The following is a 15474-nucleotide window of genomic DNA, read 5'->3' on the forward strand; positions in this document are numbered from 1 at the left end:
CCTGTCGCCCTGCGTCAGCCGGTCCCCGCCCCGTCCACCCGGTGGCTGAGCGCGTCGACTTCGGCGTACGACGGTGTGGCACCGGACGGAGTCCGGCCCTGACGGATGTCCGCCACCGTCTCCAGGGCCGCGCCCAGCGCCCGCCGGTAGAGCAGCGAGCCGAGGCTGACACGGCGGACGCCGAGGTCGGCGAGGTGCGGGAGGGCGGGACCGGCCGGGGAGTAGAGGATGTTGAGGGGGACGGCGAGGTGTTTCACCAGGGCGGCGATCGCCCCGGGTTCGGTGAGCCCGGGGACGAACACGCAGTCGGCGCCCGCCTGTTGATAGGCGTCGAGGCGGTCGAGGGTGCCCTCGCCCGTGCCCAGCCAGTATGTGTCGGCGCGGGCGTTGACGAAGAGGCCCGGTGCCGCCGACTTCACCGCTGCGATCTTCGCGGCGTGCAGCGCGGGTGAGCCGAGCCGGTCCTCGAGGTTGATGCCGACGGCTCCGGCGGCCTGGAGCTGTCGGGCGAACTCCCCGGTTTCGTCCGGGTCCTCGCTGTAGCCGTCCTCCGCGTCCACGGAGAGCAGGAACGGCTCGGAGCCGAGGGCGCTGGCCAGCCGAAGCGTCTCCTCGCGGGTGGCCGACGCCCCGTCGGGCAGTCCGCGGGCCGCGGCGGTCCCCAGACTCGTCGTGCCGATGGCGGCGAAGCCCTGGGCGGCGAGGGCCCGGGCGGAGGCGTGGTCCCAGGCGTTGGGCAGGAGAAGTGGTTCGTCGCGGTGGTGAAGGTCGGCGAAGACGGTCACGGCTGGGCTCCCACGGCGTCGGCGTAGCAGGTCGATTCCGCCAGGTGGCGGGCGAGCTCGCGAAAGCTCCAGCCCTCGCCCGGAGAGTGCTCGAGCCGGGTCTCACTCGGGGCGTCGAGGAGGGCCAGGTCGCGGCCGGGGCGAGGACGTGCTCGACCAGCGGTGACGGCTTCGGCGGGGGTCTCGCGAACTGGTGCGCGCATGTCCGCAACGGTAGGCGGGCCTCGCTTCGGCAGCGGCCGAAGTGTGACCGTGTCGATGCCTCACTCCGACGGCTAGGGCCCTTCTGATGGATCTCCGCGCCCTCGCTCTCGCTCTCGCCCTCACCCATGAACCGGACCCGCGTCTCCCGCCCCGAGCTCCAGCGGACGTGGATCTCGCCGGTCTCCGGCATGTCCACGGACACCAGCTCAGGGAGGGGCAGGGGGTCGGCCTCGGCGGTGAGACGGACGAGGGCGACGAACACGGTGGGGCCGTCCCCCGTCGTGCCGGCCGCCTCGGAGCCCCCCGGCAGGCCCGACAGGCCGGCAACCGGCACGAGTTCACCCGTGGGTCCGCCCTTGACGCGCTCGCCCACCGCCCAGCCCGTCACCCGCACCGCAGTCCCGGGAAACGCACCCGCGACTCGATGGACGCGCACCTCCACCGCGCCCTCGGCCAGCACCACGCTGGTGACCCGGACCCGGTCGCCGACCGAGTGCCTGGAGGCCGCCCAGCCGTCGCCCACCCCCAGCGGCACGATGTCCGTACGGCTGGGATCGCCGCCCACGACGACGCTGTTGTCGTACGCCGACGACGGCGCCGTGACCGTCGAGTAGGCGAGGCGCGTGTAGTACGGGTCGTAGCGGACGTCCTCGCTGCCGTGGTTGTGGAGGCGGACCAGTCCGTCGGAACTGGTGGACTGCACGAGCCAGTTGGGCGCGGCGATCGCGGTGACCGCGTCCGTGCGCTCGGCCGGCGCGGGTTCCTCGACGGCCGTCCACACCTCGTGCTCGGCGGGCAGCAGCAGACCGAGGAACGCCTTGCTCGCCCAGTACGGGGACGCGGGGCCGGAGTAGTTCTGCAGGACGGCCTCGTCGGGGCCGTGCCAGCCGAGGGTCAGCAGACCGTCGGAGTCCACCGCGCCCCGCTGAAGGAAGTACTTCAGCGCACCGGACGCCAGCCGTCTCGTCTCCCCCGGGGCGAGTGGCGTACGGCCTGTCAGGGCGCCCAGCCACAGGGGTGCCGTGGTCGCGAAACGGTAGGTGAGGGAGCGGCCCTGAAGCATGGGTGCGCCGTCGCCGCCGAACAGGCGGGCGTAGTCCTCCAGATGCCGCGAGAGTCTGCCGCCGTACCGCTCCAGCAGCCGCTCGTCCCGCGCCGACCAGGCGTGCAGCACCGGGTAGAGGTGCATGGCCCAGCCGTTGTAGTGGTCGAACTTCCGGCCGTCGCCGTCCGTGTACCAGCCGCCGCCGACGTACCAGTCCTCGATGCGCTCCAATCCCCGGTCGATCGCCTTGCGGGACTGCTCGCTCTCGTACCCGATCTCCTGGAGGAAGCCGCCCACCGTCACCGGGAACAACTCCCAGTTGTTGGGCCAGGGTTCGGCGGTCAGCCCGTCGGCCAGCCAGGCAGCCGCCCGCTGACGCACCGGGTCGTCGAGCCGGTCCCACAGCAGCGGCCGGGTCAGCCGCAGGGCGAGCGCGATCGACGCGGCCTCGACCAGCGGCTGGCTGTGGTCCTCGATGCGGGGCCAGACGCCCGAGGCGCCCGCCGCGAGGCCGTCGGCGTAGCGCTGCAACGCCGTCTCGTCCCGGCGGAAGGCGGCGAGCAGCAGCGTGCGGGCGTAGCCCTCCAGACCGTCGCAGAGGCAGCCCGAGCAGCTCTCGTGGCCGCCGGGGAAGTGGTAGAGGGCCCGGTCCTCGGTGGCGTACGGCTCCACGGCACCGAGCAGGGCGTCGGCAGCCGCCTCCCAGTGGGCGCGGGTGCAGCCGGTGCGGGGGCTCAGGGCGGGGTCCTCGGGAGGCAGCTGCATCGGTTCCCTTTCTCGCCGGCCCGTCGGACCCGGGGCCGCTGGTCGGTGCCTGCCGTGCAGGTGTACGTGATGACCGCGAGTGCTCAGTACCCGTCTCGGCTACCGTCGACATCATGACCGGCACCAGCACCCTGGCCGAGGCACTCGCCGCCCGGGCCGTCGTGCTCGACGGCGGCCTGTCGAACCAGCTCGAGTCCGCCGGACACGACCTGGGCGACGAGCTGTGGTCGGCACGGCTGCTCGCGGAAGCGCCCGAGGCGATCACCGAGGCGCATCTGGCGTACTTCGAGGCGGGGGCCGACGTGGCCATCACGTCCAGCTATCAGGCGACCTTCGAAGGCTTCGCCGAGCGCGGTATCGGTCAGGAGCGGGCCGCCGGACTGCTCGTCCTGAGCGTGGAAGTGGCGCGTGAAGCGGTACGGCGGGCGAGGGCCGGGGGCATCACCAGGCCGATGTGGGTGGCCGCGTCCGTCGGGCCGTACGGGGCGATGCGGGCGGACGGCTCCGAGTACCGGGGGCGGTACGGGCTCGGCGTCGACGACCTGGAGCGCTTCCACCGGCCCCGCCTGGAGGTACTGGCCGGTGCCCGGCCCGATGTGCTGGCGCTGGAGACGGTCCCGGACGCCGACGAGGCCGAGGCGCTGCTGCGGGCGGTGCGCGGGCTCGGCGTCCCGGCCTGGCTGTCGTACTCCGTCGCCGGCGACCGTACGCGCGCCGGGCAGCCGCTGGAGGAGGCCTTCGCCCTGGCCGCCGAGGCCGACGAGGTGATCGCGGTCGGCGTGAACTGCTGTGCCCCCGAGGATGTCGGCGGCGCCGTCGAGGCCGCCGCACGCGTCACGGGCAAGCCCGTCGTCGCCTATCCCAACAGCGGCGAGGGCTGGGACGCCGAGGCCCGCGCCTGGGACGGCCGTTCCTCCTTCGCCGCCGAGCAGGTGCGGGGGTGGCGGGCGGCCGGGGCCCGGCTGATCGGGGGGTGCTGCCGGGTGGGGCCGGAGGCGATCGGCGCCATCGCGCGTACGTTGGCACAGGCTCGGTAGCCACTGCCCACTCCTCGACGCCGCTTTCGAACGGTGATCGGTTACTCTGACCGCGCCGTCGCGTGACGATCGCCGGGCAAACCCCTGGGGGGGACCACGGATCGCCCGGCGGAACCACCGGCACATCTGCGTCTGGACGCGTGACGTATCCACCCGTTCGCCCGTCCTACGAGACGTATGTGTCGCGAGCGCGCGCAAAAGGAGACAGCCATGGGGGACCGAACGCCCGACACCAGCGTCCTCGACCGGGACGAGCCGCCGACGGAACCCTCCAGCGCGGAACGCGAACAGGGCACGAGCGCGGGCGTCACGGAGAGCGGGCAGCCGTCGGGGGAACCGACGTCGAAGCCGGCACGCGTGCAACCGACGGACGAGGCGGCGGGGTCGGACAAGCCGGAGGACACGGCGGAGCCTGAGGACTCGACGGAGCCGGGGGGCTCCGCGGGGCCGGAGGACACGGCGGGGCCGAAGGCTGAGGAGCAGCCGGGAGCACAGGGGGATTCCGAGGGGGCGGAGCAGGCCGAAGGGTCTGAGGCGGCGGAGGGGCCGACTCCTCCGACGAGCACTGCCGACGAACGCGACGATGCCGAAGCTGCCGACGACGACGCCCCGTCCGCCGAGGACGACAGCGCACAGCCCGACGAAAGCGCCGGCACCGATGCCGGCAGCGACTCGACCGCATCGGACGAGGCGGCTGCCGAAGAGGACGACGCCGAGCCGGGCGACGCCGAGCCGGGCGACGCCGCCGAACCGGCCACCGGGGTCGGCGACACCGAGCCGGACGAGGTTGCCCCCCCGGAGCCCTCCCCCAAGGAGTCCTCCGAGAGCACCCGCACGGTCGCGCTGCGGATGAAGAAGGACGTCCCCGGGTCCGACATGACGATGGCGCTCAGCGTCAAAGACGTCCCCGGGTCCGACATGACGATGGCGCTCAGCGTCAAGGACCTCCCACGCGTCGACCCGCCCGCTCCCCCGGCCGCACCGCAGGACACGCGTCCCGTACAGGAACCGAAGGCCGCGCCGCCCCCGGCATCGAACCCCCCTGTTCCGGTACCGCGGCCTCCCGCGTCACCGCCCACGGCAACGCCACCCCCACCCCCCGCCTCCCCCATCGACCTGCTCGCCCAGCTCACCAACACCCCGCCGCCCCCGAACACGGCGACCCGCACGGTCCTGCGCAGGGCCAGGATCTGGTCGCCGGTCGTGGCGCTGCTCGCACTGGTCGTGCTCGTCGTCCAGTGGGTCCGTCCGCTGCCCGAACCGGCCCTCGTGGTGGACGCGGGAGCGGCTTCGTTCGCGGTGGGCGGTGACGCGTTCAGCATGCCGTGGCCCGAGCAGGGGCAGGCCGCTGTCATGGTCGCGGGCTCCGGCGGCATCGGGACGTTCGGTGAGCAGAAGCCCGTCCCGACGGCGAGCGTCGCCAAGATCATGACGGCGTATGTGATCCTCCACGGGCACTCGCTCAAGAAGGGCGAGCCCGGTCCTGACGTCAGGGTCGACGCACGGGCCGTGGCGGAGGGCAGGTCCAAGAGCGAGTCGCGCATCGAGGGGCTGCGGGTCGGGCAGCGGTTCAGCCTTCAGGACATGCTGAAGATGCTGATGATCCCGTCCGGCAACAACGTGGCCCGGCTGCTGGCCCGGTGGGACACGGGCACCGGGGACGAGGCCGCGTTCGTCCGGAAGATGAACGAGGCTGCCAAGTCGCTCGGCATGACGAACACCACGTACACCGACCCCAGCGGTCTGGACAAGGGAACCGTCAGCACGGCGGTCGACCAGCTCAGACTGGCCGAGGCGGTGATGCGGTTCGACTCGTTCCGCGCGGTCGTCGCCATGCCCAACGCCGACATCCCCGGAGTCGGGCGCATCTACAACAACAACAATCTGATCATGGAACCGGGGCTCAGCGTCGCGGGCATCAAGACCGGCTCCAACACCCCCGCGGGCGGCACGCTGTCCTGGGCGGCGTACAAGACGGTGGACGGCAAGGACCGGCTGATCCTGGGCACCTTGATGGACCAGCACGTCACCGGCCCGGACCCCGACGGCGCGAACAGCCTCAAGCTGGTCCTGAAGAACAGCCACAAGGTCATCCAGGCGGTCCGGGAAGCACTCACGGCGGCGACGGCCGTACGCAAGGGCCAGGTGGTCGGACATGTCGACGACGGCCTCGGCGGCCGTACGCCCGTGGTGGCCACGCGGGATCTGAAGGTCGTCGGGATACCGGGGCAGAAGCTGACGTTCACCTTCCGCGAGGGCGAGGCGGACATCGTCGGCGGCATGAAGGCCGGAACCGTGGTCGGTCAGCTGACGCTGGACGGTGTCGCGGGTGCGGAGAGCGTGCCGGTGGCGTTGCAGTCGGAGCTCGCGGAGCCGTCCGTCGGGGCGAAGCTGACCCGGATCGGCTGAGTCGGGACGGCAGGGGCACAGGCGGCGGCCGGGCCGGCGGGCCGGTTCCCGTACGGAGCCGGTCCGCCGGGTGCTCGCGGCCTTCACCCCAGGAGGTTCGCGAGGAACCTCGCCGCCACCGGGCCCGCGTCGGCCCCGCCCGAACCGCCGTCCTCCAGCAGGACGGCCCAGGCGAGGTCCCGGGTGCCCTGGTAGCCGATCATCCAGGCGTGCGTACGCGGTGGGGTCTCGGTGCCGAACTCCGCCGTGCCCGTCTTGGCGTGCGGCGCACCAGGAATGCCCCGCAGGGCCCGGCCGGCGCCCTCGGTCACCGTGGCGCGCATCATGGTGCGCAGGGCTTCGACGACTTCGGCGTCGAGCCGGGCGGGCGCCTTGTACTTCTTCTTCACGGCCGCGGGCACCAGGACGGGCTGATGGAAGACGCCCTGTCGCACCGTCGCCGCGACCGACGCCATCACCAGGGGTGAGGCCTGCACACGGGCCTGTCCGATCATGGATGCGGCCATGTCGTTGTCGCTCGACGCGACCGGCACACCGCCGTCGTACGTCGTGGTGCCCACGTCCCAGGTGCCCCCGATGCCGAAGGCCGCCGCGGTGTCGTGCAGGGCGGACGGGGACAGCCGGCCGCGGGAGTTGACGAAGAACGTGTTGCAGGAGTGGGCGAAGCCGTCCCGGAACGTCGATCCGGACGGCAGCGTGAACCGGCCCTGGTTCTCGAAGCGCTGGCCGTTGACGTGGACGAACCGGGGGCACTGCCCGGGGTCGGTCGGCTTCAGCCCTTGTTTCAGCAGGGCGGCGGCGGTCACCACCTTGAAGGTCGAGCCGGGCGGGTAACGGCCCTCCAGCGCACGGTTCATGCCGGAGGGCAGGTTCGCGGCTGCCAGGATGTGCCCGTTCGAGGGGGCGACGGCGACGATCGCCGCGTTCTTCCGCACGCCGCGCAGGGCTTGGGCGGCGGCCCGCTGGACCCGCGGGTCGATGGTCGTGCGGACCGGCCTGCCCCGACCCGCCTTCCGGCCGGTGAGCGTCTTCACCACACGGCCGGACCGGCGGTCGACGACCACGACCGACTTCGGCGGGCCCGAGCCGCCGGTGAGTTGCCTGTCGTAGCGGGCCTGGAGGCCGGACACTCCCCTGCCGGTCCTGGCGTCGACCAGTCCGACGAGGGAGGCCGACTCCAGGGTGTCGCCGTACCTGTCGAGCACGGGTGCGCGGTCCCGGGTCTTGAGGGCGAGCGTCTCTCCCGGGACCATCTCCGGGTGGATCGTCTGCGTATGGAATTCCACTTTCCAATTGCCGTCGGACTTCGCGACATCGGCTCGGGAATCCCATGCGTACGTGCCCGCCCCCGGAAGGCTCATCTTCACGGTGAACGGAATGCTCACCTTCCCCGCGGATTTCTTCTCGCCGTCCCCCGCGCTGATGCGCGTCGTCCTCGGGTCGAGGTTCGTCATGACGGATTTGATCAGCGACTTCGCGGGGTCCGGGGAGTCGGTGAGCAGGGCGGCGCGCTCGGCGTCCACCGTTCGCCAGGCGTCGAGGAATTTCTCCAACTCCGCCGTGGCGGCCACCACCTGCGGATCGTCCGCGTCCGAGCCGGCGACCAGACCGGCGTACGCCCCATAGCCGAGCCCGGCGAGCACGGCCGACGCGACGATCGTGGAGACGACCGTACGGGTGCGGGAGGTGCGCCTGCCGGAATCGGAGTGCTCGATGGGGCCGCCGGTATGGATCATGGGCCCAGATTAGGGCAATGGCTCCCTTTCGCATGGAAAGGTCCACATGGAAAGGGAGCCATCGGCGCCGGAATCGGACTCTTGCAACTCTGCTCAGACCGGCATTGCGCGGATCACTTCTGGAGCACCGACTTCATCACTTCGCGCGCGATGGGGGCGGCCAGGCTGCCACCGGAGATGTCCTCACGCGAGATGTCCATGTCGGTCGGGTCGATGAAGACGGCCACCGCGACGGACTGTCCGTCGGGGTTCACCCCGTAGGAGACGAACCAGCCGAAGGGAACCTGGTCGCGTACGTTCACACCGCGCTGGGCCGTTCCGGTCTTGCCGCCCACCGTGATGCCGTCGATGAGGGCCCTGCGGGCGCTGCCCTCCTTGGCGGTGTGCTCCATCATCTCCCGGACCTTCTCCGCCGTGGACTCGGAGACCGCCTCGCTCATGACCTCGGGCTCGTGGTTCTCCAGCGGGGCCAGGTCGGGGGAGCGCAGCTCTTCGACGATGTAGGGCTGCATCACCTTGCCGTCGTTGACCAGCGCGGCGGTCACCATCGCCATCTGCATCGGGGTGCTGGTGAGGGAGCCCTGACCCATACCGGTCAGTGCGGTCCCCGGCTTGTCGAGGTTGTCCGGGTAGAGGCTCTTGATGGCTCGCAGGTCACCGAAGTCGGAGGAGTAGACGTCCTCGTTGAACCCGAACTTCTCGGCCGTCTCGCGCATCTTGTCCGCGCCCACCTTCACGGCCGCGTCGAGGAAGACGTTGTTGCAGGAGTACTGCATGGCCGTCTTCATCGAGGCCTTGTCGCAGATGCCGTCCCCGGCCTCGCTGCCGATCGTGTTGGTCGACTGGGGCAGCTTGTACGGCGAGGCCGCGCCCGAGGAGGCGTCGATGTCCGTCACCACGCCGTGCTCCAGGGCCGCCGCGGCGGTGAGGATCTTGAAGGTCGAGCCCGGCGGGAACGTCTCGCGCAGCGCACGGTTGGCCAGTGGCTTGGCCTTGTCCTTGCCGAGCGCGCTGAACCTGTCGCTCTCCTTGAGGGAGTTGCCGGCGAACACCGTCGGGTCGTAGGACGGCGTCGAGACGAGGGCCAGCACCTTCCCCGTGCTCGGCTCCAGGGCCACGACCGAGCCGCGGGCACCGAGATCGGTGAGGCCCTTGTATCCGGCTTCCTGCGCACGGGGGTCGATCGTCGTGATGACGTCTCCGCCCCGGCGTTCCTTGCCGGTGACGACGTCCGTGAAGCGCTCGAACGCCAGCCGGTCGTCCTTGCCGCTGAGCACGCTGTCGTAGATGTTCTCCAGGAAGGTCATCCCCATGGCCTGGGAGGCGTATCCGGTGACCGGCGCGTACATGGGGCCGTTCTTGTACTTGCGCTCGAACTTGAGGTCCGATCCCTTGGACTCCACCGAATCCGTGATGGCCTTGGCGCCCACGATGATGTCGCCCCGAGGTGTCGCGTACCGGTCGATCAGCACCCGTCGGTTCTCGTCGTCGGTGGCGAGCTCGTCCGCCTCCAGGTACTGCAGCCAGTTGGCCCGGATCAGCAGCGCGAGCATGAGCAGCCCACAGAATATGGCTATGCGTCTCAACGGCTTGTTCACGCGTGAGCACCTCCAGCGGCGGGCGCGCGTCCCGCCGACCGTGAGGCATGGGCGGCCGGCCGTTGCCCTGTGAAATGCACCGCCCGCGCGGAGGGGGGAGTCGGAATTACCATGGCAGCACCATAGTTGAGCAAAATCGGTGAAGGCACCGGCGGCCGTGGTTCGGCCACCGGGGATGGCATGATGGTGCTCATGACCATCCGTCGAAAGGCCGATGCCGCGTAAGCGGCCTCGCGCGTTGCGCGCCCGACAGCCCGGCCGCCGGTCCGCCCGGCAGTCCGCCCCACGGTCTCGGATCCACACGCTCTCGGCCCGGACCAGTGCGGAGATAGACCGGGTGGAGCGGCTGTCGTACGACTACTTCGTCTTCCCCGGTGTGACCGACCGTGCGTTGCGGCGCTACCGCGCGTTCCTCCAGCCGCCCGGCCGCCGGCCCCGCTTTCCTCGGGAGGCGGGGTGTTCCTGCCGGGGCTGTTCCCTGGACGATGTGCGGCATGCCCGGGACGTACTGGAGAAGGTGCTGCGCCGGCTGCCGCCGCGGCCACGGGCCGAACTGGCGCGCCAGGTGCACGTCCTGGACAGGCGGTACGCCGAGCGGACGCTGCCCGATCCGCTCGCCCCTCATCGGCCGTGGCGTTCCAACCGCTGGTGGTGGCGGCGTCAGGCCGATGGCCCGGAGGGCACGTGACGGGGTCCCGCTCAGTTCCGGCGGACCGACCCGGGCAGCCGCAGGCGCCGTACGACCGACCGCAGTTCGGTGCCGCGGGGGGTGGGCGCGCCGTCGGCGAGGGCCGGTAGGGGCGCGGGCCGCACGGGCGGGACGGTGGCCGCCCACAGGGCGAGTTCGGCGTCGCGCGGGCCGTGGACGGTGTGCGTGTCGCCGTCGCCGAAGACGCGCACCGGATGCGAGTCGTCCCATGGCTGCCAGCCGGGGTCGCCGTCCACCGCGAACCGCACCCACGCCCCGTGCATCTCTTCCGCCAGCTCGCGCGGGGCACCCTCGCCGGCCAGCTTGCGGGACTCGGGGGCCTCTCCGCTGTCGAAGACGAAGCCCAGCTCCAGCGCATGGCACGAGCCGAGGGCGGGGAGGTTGGACGGCCAGGCGAACTCGTACACGTACGACGTCCCGGGGCGGGCGTCGGCCAGGCGGTGCAGGGGCCGGCGCAACAAGTGGTCGGTGACCATCTGGCCGACGATCTCGGCGGTGCCGGCGTCGGGGTGCAGGGCGCGGTAACCGCGGGGGACGTCGGCGCCGGCGTGGCAGCGGGCCATGGCTCCGGCGAGGGCGACGGCTCCGAGCCGGTCGACGCGCTCCAGGAGGCCGCCGGGCACCAGCCAGAGCCGGTACTCGTCGCGGGTCCAGCCGGTCATCAGGTCGACGTCCCGCGCCGCGTCGCCGTCCGTGAGGGCTTCGAGGGGGTCACGGGGGACGATGTCCCCGTCGACGACGACGCCGAAGGCGGGCCCGCCCAGGACGGGGCTGCTGAGCCGGCCCACATCGGCCTGAGTGCGCAGCAGGAGCTCGCGGTCGACCTCGGCGAAGGCGGTGGCGGTCGCGGGTATCTTCAGCCGGGTCGCCATCCGGCGCACCATCCGCCGTACCTTGTCCCGTTCGGCCGCCTCGGGCGGCCCGCTCTGGAGGACGGCCCGGCGTACCAGACCCTGGGCCTGTGGGGCGGCGAGCAGGGCGCCGATGCTGATGGCGCCGGCGGACTGGCCGCACAGGGTGATGCGGCCGGGGTCGCCGCCGAAGGCGTGGATGGCCTGGTGCACCCACTGGAGGGCGGCGAGCTGGTCGCGCAGTCCGGCGTTGGCGGGGGCGTCCGGGAACAGGCCGTAGCCCTCCACTCCCAGTCGGTAGTTGAGCGAGACGCAGACGACGCCGTCCCGGGCGAAGGTGTGCCCGTCGTACACGGGCACGCCCGAGGATCCCCTGGTCAGTGCGCCGCCGTGCAGCCACACCAGGACGGGGAGCCGGGCGCCGGGGCCGGGTTCGGGGGTCCAGACGTTGAGGTTGAGGCAGTCGTCGCCGGGCACGACGGGGTCGGACAGGTACTGCGCGAACGCCTCGGAGTACGGCGGTTTCGGCGCGGTCGGCCCGAAGGCGCCGGCGTCGCGCACGCCGTCCCAGGGTTTAGGCGGCTCGGGCGGCCGGAACCGGCGGGGGCCGAAGGGGGGCGCCGCGTAGGGGATGCCCCGGAACACCGCGACGCCGCGTTCGTACCGACCCCGCACGGCACCGTAGGGCGTGCTCACCACGGGATCCGCCTGGACTTCTGCCATATGTCCACCAGCCTCCTCACCGCGGTCGTGCACCGTGAAGATCAGAGCACTTCATTGTGGCTCGATATTCCGCCGCACGAGCTGATGAGAGGTCCGTTCGGCGTACCTCGGCCGCCTGGCGTGCGGGGGTCGACGGCGAGCGGCCCCGGGCGCACCACGGCCGCCGCGTTCACCCGGCCGGCCGAACGGTCGCCTCGGTACGGGGCTGCCCGCCGCCACTGCTCAGGGGCCCGGCGCCCGGTCGACGTGGGTCCGGCCGAGGTGCCGTCGCACATGCCGGGCCGGTCGCGGGCGCGGAAGCTGGGGCGGTGACCGGTGAAGGAGCGTGGTCGGTGTGGCCCGGAACCGCCGTCTGATCCTGAGCTCGCCGTCGAAGGTGTGGAGCCTGCTCTCCGACGGCCATCGCTACGGGGAGTGGGTGTCGGGGACGCAGCAGGTCCTCGAAGCGGACCCGCACTGGCCCGATGTGGGCGCCCGTCTCCAGGTCAGGGTCGGTGTCGGCCCGCTGGCGCTCGACGACACCTGCGTGGTCCGCATCAGCGAGCCGGAACGCCGTCTCGAACTGGAGGCGAAGGCCGACCCCTTCGGCGCGGCCCGCATCGCCATGAATCTGATCCCCTGGGGCGAGCACACCCTGTTCGTCCTCGACTGGCACCCTCTGCGCGGCCCCGGCATCCGCATGCACGGCCTGCCCGTCGACTACATCGTCTCCATCCGCAACGGCATGATGCTGACGAAACTGGCCCGGATCGCGGTGCTCGAGAGCGACGCGGGCACCGGCGGCGCCCTCAGTCCGGCTTCGCCGACCACCTGATGCCGCCGAGCAGGTGGGCGCGGAAGTCCGGGGTCCTCATGGCGCACAGGTGTTCCCGTCCCGCGTCGCCCTGCGTAGCCTCGGCTGGGATGAACGCCATCCCCGCGCTGCTGGACCATCTCGTCCTCGCGACCCCCGACCTGGCCGCCACGGTCGCCGACTTCACCCGGCGCACCGGTGTGCGGCCCGCGCCGGGCGGTGTGCATCTCGGCTTCGGTACGCGCAACCATCTGGTGTCGCTGGGCGGTTCCGGCTATCTGGAGATCATCGGTCCGGACCTCGAGCAGTCCGTGCCGGGACAGCCCCGCCCCTTCGATGTCGACGGGCTCTTGACGGCGCGCACCGTCACCTGGGCCATCCGCCCGCCGGACCTGGACGCGGCGATCGAGGGCGCCCGGGCCCGCGGCTACGATCCCGGGCCGGCCCTGGCGATGAGCCGTCGCCGGCCCGACGGCACGCTGCTTCGATGGCGGCTCACCGACGGTGACGACGCCCACCCCTCCGGCCTCGTCCCGTTCCTCATCGACTGGGGCACCTCCGTCCACCCGACCGCCACCGGCCTGCCCACCACTCCCCTGCTGTCCCTGTCGGCGAGCGCGCCCGATCCGGACGAGATCCGGCCCCTGCTGTCGGCACTGGGCACGGACCTGCACCTCACCCCGGGGCCGGTGGGAATCTCCTTCACGGTGGACTCGCCCCTGGGGCCGGTGACCTTCCGGTAGGCGGCCGGTACCGGGGCGCCGGGTGTCCGAAACGTTCAAGACCGGCGGCTCCCCAGTGCTTACGGTGGCCTCATGACTCCACGATTCGATGCGATCGGCCTCGTCGTCTCCGACATGGCCGCCTCCGTCGCCTTCTATCGCCGCCTCGGTTTCGCCTTCCCCGAGGGCGCCGAGAGCGAGCCGCACACCGAGGCCGCACTGCCGGGCGGGCTGCGGCTGATGCTCGACACCGAAGAGACGGTCCTCTCCTTCCTCCCGCAGTGGCAGCCCCCCACGGGCGGCGGCCGGCACTCGCTCGCGCTGCGCTGCGAGAGCCCGGCGGAGGTCGACACGGTGTACGAGGAGCTGGTGGCCGCCGGCTGCCACGGTGAACTGAAGCCCTGGGACGCCTTCTGGGGCCAGCGGTACGCGAGCGTGCACGACCCGGACGGAAACGGCGTCGACCTGTTCGCGCCTCTAGGGGACGTCTGACAATTCCCGTCGTGCGCCCGGAGGCCCGCCCCGCTCGCCGAGCAGCTCCCCGAGCGGCACCCCCGCCAACTCCTTGATGTCCCGGGCCAGATGAGCCTGGTCGGCGAAGCCCGCGCGGGCGGCCGTGTCCGCGAACGGCACTCCGAGGCGGGCGAGGCCCAGGGCCCGCTGCATCCGCAGGATCCGGGCGAGCGTCTTGGGGCCGTATCCGAAGGCGGTGAGGCAACGGCGGTGCAACTGGCGTGCGCCGAGGCCGAGTTCGTCGGCGGTGGCCGCGACGGGCCGCCCAGCGTCGAGTGCGGTGACGACCTGCCGCAGCAGCGGGTCGGGCGGCCGGGTCTCGGCGGCCCGCTCCCGGGCCACGTCCTCGAGCGCGGTCAGCGGGTCGGGCGCGCCCTCGATACGGCCGCGCAGCCGCCGTACCTCCGCGGCCGGCCACAGTTCGGCGAGGTCGACGCGCAGATCGCGCAGTTCGTGCGCGGGCACCGACAGGATGCCGGGCGCGGTCCCGGGAAAGAACCGGACGCCAGCCCAGGCGCTGCCATCGCCTTCGGTGAGGTGCGCGCGGGTGTCGGGCCCGGCGACCAGCAGCCGCCCGTCGTGCCAGAGCAGATCCATGCATCCGTCGGGCAGCACACGCCCCGCCGCGGCCCCGCCGGGCGTGTTCGCCCACGTCACGGCACCGGGCAGCCGAGAGGCCCGCTCCCTGTACACGGGGCCAGGCTACGCTCCGGCGACCGCTATCCGCCCGGCGTCACCAGACCGGACTCGTACGCCACCACCACCGCCTGTGCCCTGCTGTCCAGGTCCAGCTTGGTCATCGTGCGGTTGAGGTGGGTCTTGACCGTCGCCTCGCTGATGTAGAGGAGGTCGGCGATCTCCGGGTTGGACAGGCCCCGTGCGATCAGCTTGAGGACCTCCAGTTCGCGGGAGGTCAGTGCCTGGAGGTCGGTGGGCTGTTCGCGGGCGCTGTGGCGTGCGTACGCCTCGACCAGGCGGCGGGTGACGCTGGGCGCGAAGAGCGCGTCTCCGCCGGCGACGGCGGCCACCGCGGCGAGCAGCCGTTCCGGGCCGGAGTCCTTGAGGAGGAACCCGCAGGCTCCGGCGCGCAGCGCCCCGTACACGTACTCGTCGAGGTCGAAGGTGGTCAGGTGAGTGGCTGGACGATCGGCGCCCACGCCCAGGACACCGGCTGGTCGCTGACCTACCCGAAGAGCCCGAGCGGCCCGTCCCAGGCGCAGGGCCGGGGGCAGGTCCACTGGTCCAACGGCAGCGAGGCGAACGGGTACGCGACCGAGGTCCGCACGGCCGCGAACGACAGTGTGCGCGACGGGTGGTGCGCGCTCACCGAGGTCTACTACCAGAAGAAGGTCAACGGGGCCTGGAAGGGCCAGTACCGGGTCAACTCCCAGGACTGCGTGGACGAGGACGGCAAGGCGTACTGGGGCACCTTCCAGCATGCGCGGACCCCGATCCGGCATGTGAAGTTCCGGGTCTGCCTCGGCGCCAACTGGCAGGCCAACCACAGCCTGTGCGGCAGCTGGTCCTGGGGCTGACCGCCGCCTGCCATCGAGGGGGAGGGCGGTGCCTCGCGTTCCCGCGGGG

13 protein-coding genes and 1 pseudogene are annotated in these 15474 nt (G+C 72.1%); 6 read left to right on the forward strand and 8 right to left on the reverse strand.

Features of this window, described 5'->3' with window-relative positions; translation table 11 throughout:
- Positions 1 to 14: 14 nt before the first annotated feature.
- The 3 genes and pseudogenes from ACHBTE_RS02435 to ACHBTE_RS02445 all read right to left on the reverse strand — a co-directional run.
- Positions 15 to 785, reverse strand: coding sequence for an isocitrate lyase/phosphoenolpyruvate mutase family protein (locus ACHBTE_RS02435; RefSeq protein WP_394721610.1), 771 nt, complete (start codon positions 783 to 785; stop codon positions 15 to 17).
- Positions 782 to 988 (reverse strand): hypothetical protein, encoded by a 207-nt coding sequence (locus ACHBTE_RS02440; RefSeq protein ID WP_394721611.1) that lies wholly within the window; start codon positions 986 to 988, stop codon positions 782 to 784. The genes ACHBTE_RS02435 and ACHBTE_RS02440 overlap by 4 nt, the downstream gene beginning before the upstream one ends.
- A gap of 116 nt (positions 989 to 1104) precedes the next feature.
- Positions 1105 to 2799 (reverse strand): annotated as a pseudogene (locus tag ACHBTE_RS02445) (DUF2264 domain-containing protein); the annotation flags it as partial.
- Between the two features lie 113 nt (positions 2800 to 2912).
- Here ACHBTE_RS02445 and mmuM point away from each other — a divergent pair.
- Together mmuM and ACHBTE_RS02455 are read left to right on the forward strand one after the other, a co-directional pair.
- Positions 2913 to 3836 carry a homocysteine S-methyltransferase gene (mmuM, locus tag ACHBTE_RS02450; RefSeq protein ID WP_394721612.1) on the forward strand — a complete coding sequence of 308 codons (924 nt, stop codon included), beginning with the start codon at positions 2913 to 2915 and terminating at the stop codon, positions 3834 to 3836.
- Between the two features lie 210 nt (positions 3837 to 4046).
- Entirely contained in the window at positions 4047 to 6245 is a 2199-nt protein-coding gene (locus tag ACHBTE_RS02455) for a serine hydrolase (RefSeq protein WP_394721613.1), read from the forward strand.
- Positions 6246 to 6328: 83 nt separating this feature from the next.
- Here ACHBTE_RS02455 and ACHBTE_RS02460 read toward each other — a convergent pair whose 3' ends face one another.
- Both ACHBTE_RS02460 and ACHBTE_RS02465 read right to left on the reverse strand, forming a co-directional pair.
- On the reverse strand, positions 6329 to 7981 hold the full coding sequence (locus tag ACHBTE_RS02460) for a penicillin-binding transpeptidase domain-containing protein (protein WP_394721615.1): 1653 nt from the start codon (positions 7979 to 7981) through the stop codon (positions 6329 to 6331).
- A 113-nt stretch (positions 7982 to 8094) separates the two neighbouring features.
- Positions 8095 to 9579, reverse strand: coding sequence for a peptidoglycan D,D-transpeptidase FtsI family protein (locus tag ACHBTE_RS02465; protein ID WP_394721616.1), 1485 nt, complete (start codon positions 9577 to 9579; stop codon positions 8095 to 8097).
- 337 nt (positions 9580 to 9916) lie between these two features.
- Here ACHBTE_RS02465 and ACHBTE_RS02470 point away from each other — a divergent pair, with 337 nt between their 5' ends.
- On the forward strand, positions 9917 to 10267 hold the full coding sequence (locus tag ACHBTE_RS02470) for a hypothetical protein (RefSeq protein WP_394721618.1): 351 nt from the start codon (positions 9917 to 9919) through the stop codon (positions 10265 to 10267).
- Positions 10268 to 10278: 11 nt separating this feature from the next.
- Here the strand turns inward: ACHBTE_RS02470 and ACHBTE_RS02475 are convergent, their stop codons facing one another.
- Positions 10279 to 11862 carry a carboxylesterase/lipase family protein gene (locus tag ACHBTE_RS02475; RefSeq protein WP_394721619.1) on the reverse strand — a complete coding sequence of 528 codons (1584 nt, stop codon included), beginning with the start codon at positions 11860 to 11862 and terminating at the stop codon, positions 10279 to 10281.
- Between the two features lie 334 nt (positions 11863 to 12196).
- Between ACHBTE_RS02475 and ACHBTE_RS02480 the strand changes: the two genes are divergently transcribed.
- From ACHBTE_RS02480 to ACHBTE_RS02490, 3 genes are all read left to right on the forward strand, one after another.
- A complete protein-coding gene (locus ACHBTE_RS02480) occupies positions 12197 to 12676 on the forward strand; it encodes an SRPBCC family protein (RefSeq protein WP_394721620.1) in 480 nt (159 codons plus the stop codon).
- Between the two features lie 89 nt (positions 12677 to 12765).
- Complete coding sequence (locus tag ACHBTE_RS02485) at positions 12766 to 13398, forward strand: VOC family protein (protein ID WP_394721621.1); 633 nt, start codon at positions 12766 to 12768, stop codon at positions 13396 to 13398.
- A 72-nt stretch (positions 13399 to 13470) separates the two neighbouring features.
- Positions 13471 to 13869, forward strand: coding sequence for a VOC family protein (locus tag ACHBTE_RS02490; protein WP_394721622.1), 399 nt, complete (start codon positions 13471 to 13473; stop codon positions 13867 to 13869).
- Here ACHBTE_RS02490 and ACHBTE_RS02495 read toward each other — a convergent pair.
- Positions 13855 to 14583: a helix-turn-helix domain-containing protein gene (locus tag ACHBTE_RS02495; protein ID WP_394721624.1), complete on the reverse strand. Its 729-nt coding sequence runs from the start codon at positions 14581 to 14583 to the stop codon at positions 13855 to 13857. The two genes, ACHBTE_RS02490 and ACHBTE_RS02495, sit on opposite strands and share 15 nt — an antisense overlap.
- A gap of 26 nt (positions 14584 to 14609) precedes the next feature.
- Complete coding sequence (locus ACHBTE_RS02500) at positions 14610 to 15329, reverse strand: LuxR C-terminal-related transcriptional regulator (protein WP_394721625.1); 720 nt, start codon at positions 15327 to 15329, stop codon at positions 14610 to 14612.
- Positions 15330 to 15474: the final 145 nt, after the last annotated feature.

The sequence above is a fragment of the Streptomyces sp. M41 genome, assembly GCF_043673425.1.
Classification (GTDB): domain Bacteria; phylum Actinomycetota; class Actinomycetes; order Streptomycetales; family Streptomycetaceae; genus Streptomyces.